At 64.9% G+C, this 2,059-nt stretch carries 3 protein-coding genes and 1 pseudogene; 2 read left to right on the top strand and 2 right to left on the bottom strand.

Features of this window, described 5'->3' with window-relative positions; genetic code table 11:
- Together ENZ75_RS29910 and ENZ75_RS29915 are read left to right on the top strand one after the other, a co-directional pair.
- Positions 1-643, top strand: a 643-nt coding sequence (locus ENZ75_RS29910) for an FtsX-like permease family protein (RefSeq protein WP_128278550.1), incomplete at its 5' end; no start/stop codon positions are given.
- Between the two features lie 131 nt (positions 644-774).
- Positions 775-1,017, top strand: a complete 243-nt coding sequence (locus tag ENZ75_RS29915; RefSeq protein ID WP_013531069.1) for a hypothetical protein — start codon at positions 775-777, stop codon at positions 1,015-1,017.
- On the opposite strand, the gene ENZ75_RS29920 is transcribed toward ENZ75_RS29915, so the two are convergent.
- A complete protein-coding gene (locus ENZ75_RS29920; protein ID WP_063168256.1) occupies positions 1,014-1,730 on the bottom strand; it encodes a hypothetical protein in 717 nt (238 codons plus the stop codon). The genes ENZ75_RS29915 and ENZ75_RS29920 overlap by 4 nt on opposite strands.
- A 3-nt stretch (positions 1,731-1,733) precedes the next feature.
- Positions 1,734-2,059: pseudogene (locus ENZ75_RS29925) on the bottom strand (endonuclease); the annotation flags it as partial.

Raw genomic sequence — 2,059 nt, forward strand, 5'->3', positions numbered from 1 at the left:
GGGCTATACCGGCTTCGGTCAGGATCAGGACAATGTCGTGCTGATGCCGCTGCACGCCTACCAGCGCCGCATCGCCGGCAACCGCGACATCGACAACATCTACATCGCCGCCGATGACCGCACGCCGACCAGCGAGTTGCAGCCGCGCGTCGAGGACATTCTGCGCGACGCCAGACGCATCACGCCCGATCGTGAAAGCGATTTCGCCATCCGCGACATGACCCAGATCGCCGACGCCATGGCCAGCGCCACCACCACCATGACCGGCATGCTGGGCGCCGTCGCCGGCGTCAGCCTGCTGGTCGGCGGCATCGGCATCATGAACATCATGCTGGTGTCGGTCACCGAACGCACCCGCGAGATCGGCATCAGGCTCGCCATCGGCGCGCATGAAAAGCACATCCTCATCCAGTTCCTGGTCGAGGCGACGGTGCTGTCGCTGCTCGGCGGCATTATCGGCATCCTGATCGGGCTGGCGCTGGCCGGCCTCGCCGCGGTGACGCTGACCATCCCGTTTGCGCCGAGCCCGGCGGTGATCCTGCTCGCCGTCGGCTTTTCCGCCCTGATCGGCATGGTGTTCGGCTTCTTCCCGGCGCTGCGCGGCGCCAGGCTCGACCCGATCGACGCACTTAGGCACGAATAGGGCAACCGGCCGAAACGCGGCCGGCGCTCAGACCGGTTTTGCACAGCCTTAGACGTTTCCACCCTACCCGCCACTGTCGCCGCGCCGTTCATGATGCTAGGGCAATTCACGCTTGGGTGGAGGAATAGCCAATGAGCAAGAAGGCACGACTGATCCTGACGATGGTCGTCATCGAGGCCTTCCTTGCAGGCATCTGGTGGTATCTCGCCCGCTTCGGCATGGCCAATCCCGATCGCGTCACAGCCGATTTTCAGGCAGTCGTCGGCCAGACCATGGGAATGGCGATGGGCGGTTTGCTCGGCATCGGCTTCATCCTGTTCCTCGTCGCCGCCCGCAACGATCGCAACGCGGCACAGAACAAGACGCGCCCTTAACTCCCGTTTGCGAAATGCCACTCGATCAGCGGCTTCATGTGCGGTGACAGGCCGACCGGCAGGTCGGCGGCATGGCGGATGATCACTGGCCCGTCGATCTCCGGCTCGGTTTCGGTGGCGACGAAGGCTGAGATGCGCTGGGCGATCTCGTCGGCGGGCGCCGCCGCGTGGTAGCGGCGGAAGATCACCGTGCCGCTGTTGGTCGACATGGCGTGGTAGCGTTTGCCGCGTTCCGCGGCTGACAGGTCAAGACCGGTTTCCTCGCGCACTTCGCGGATCATGTTGAAATCGACATCGACCAGGCCATCGCGAAAATCGACCGGCTCGAATGAGCCGGCGGCAAAATAGACGCGGCCGGCGTTGACCGTGTGCGGACCCATGCGGATCGCCACCAGCGCATTGTCGGCAGCCACCAGCATGGCATGGGCATAGGCATGCTCGGCGCCCGAATTCTCGCGCCGCTTCCGCCACAGCATGAAAGTCGAATAGTTGACCGCATGGCAGCGGCCGGCGAGACGGTTGTCGCGGTAGGCAAGCTGCGACAGCAGCACCACCATGCCGTCGAACAGCGCCGGATTGGCAGCGATTTCGTGCTGCCAGTTCTCGGCGATCGCCTCTGCATTGTCCCTTGCGAACGGGTGCGGACCGGGATCGAGCCGGACGTCGATGGCGTCGACCGGCAGGATGACGTTGCGTGGCAGGTCGAAACTCATGCGTCAGGTCATGTCCAGCGTGATCGCCACCGGGCAATGGTCCGACGCCTTCGGCCGGTCCCAGCCGGCACGCGGAAAGCGGTCGACCTCCTGCCCCGGCGGAAAAATGGTGCGCCAGGGCTGGCCGTTGCGGATGATGTCGGGAACAGCCGTCGCGTTGCTGGCGGCGAGCCCCTTCGACAGCAGGATGTAGTCGAGCTGGCACAGATGCCGCTCTTCCGGTCCGCGCGTGTGGTAGAAACTCCAGCGGTTCATCTCCGGCCGCCGCTCGACGACGTTTTCGCAGAAGCCGCCGGCCGTCAGCACGTTGATGCAGGACAGGGCTTCGT

It is taken from the genome of Mesorhizobium sp. M7A.F.Ca.CA.002.04.1.1 (assembly GCF_004022805.1).
GTDB classification, from domain to species: domain Bacteria; phylum Pseudomonadota; class Alphaproteobacteria; order Rhizobiales; family Rhizobiaceae; genus Mesorhizobium; species Mesorhizobium ciceri.